The organism is Paraburkholderia sp. SARCC-3016, assembly GCF_031119615.1.
GTDB lineage: Bacteria > Pseudomonadota > Gammaproteobacteria > Burkholderiales > Burkholderiaceae > Paraburkholderia.
Genome location: NZ_JAVHZD010000110.1, coordinates 1 through 622 on the forward strand (window position 1 = coordinate 1; position 622 = coordinate 622).

1 protein-coding gene and 3 tRNA genes are annotated in these 622 nt (G+C 55.6%); all 4 read right to left on the reverse strand.

Going from position 1 to position 622, the window contains the following annotated elements; translation table 11 throughout:
* Window positions 1-98, reverse strand: a 98-nt coding sequence (locus QYH69_RS35950) for a GTP-binding protein (protein ID WP_033453371.1), incomplete at its 3' end; no start/stop codon positions are given.
* Window positions 99-163: 65 nt separating this feature from the next.
* Window positions 164-238: transfer RNA gene (locus QYH69_RS35955), tRNA-Thr, on the reverse strand.
* Between the two features lie 13 nt (window positions 239-251).
* Window positions 252-325, reverse strand: a tRNA-Gly gene (locus QYH69_RS35960).
* 40 nt (window positions 326-365) lie between these two features.
* Window positions 366-451, reverse strand: a tRNA-Tyr gene (locus QYH69_RS35965).
* Window positions 452-622: the final 171 nt, after the last annotated feature.

Genomic DNA, 622 nt, shown 5'->3' on the forward strand with positions numbered 1-622 from the left:
GTGATCGCCGCCGTCAGCGTGGTCTTGCCGTGGTCAACGTGACCGATCGTGCCCACGTTCACGTGCGGCTTGGTCCGCTCAAACTTACCTTTGGCCATTTTCGACTCCTAAGAGGGTTTTTTCCGTACGTTGCGCGGGGCGCAAACAATCGCTGACAACCTGCTGGTGCCCATGGGCAGGATCGAACTGCCGACCTCTCCCTTACCAAGGGAGTGCTCTACCACTGAGCCACATGGGCGCTACTTCTTTGCTGGAGCGGGTGAAGGGAATCGAACCCTCGTCGTAAGCTTGGAAGGCTTCTGCTCTACCATTGAGCTACACCCGCAAGGATCTATCGATTCCCAACAACTGCTTAAGCCGTATTCTGGTGGAGGAGGTTGGATTCGAACCAACGTAGGCGTAAGCCAACAGATTTACAGTCTGCCCCCTTTAGCCACTCGGGCACCCCTCCGCAGAGAACGGATGATTATGGGGGAGCAACATCGCAATGTCAAGACTAAGCTTGACCATTGCCACCCCATGACAGCTCTCACTTATAAGTGTCTGCTGTAAACGCAGCAACCCCGCCTGTGCGGGCGGGGTTGATGTTTTCAGCTGAGGGGGAGCCTGACGATTACCTACT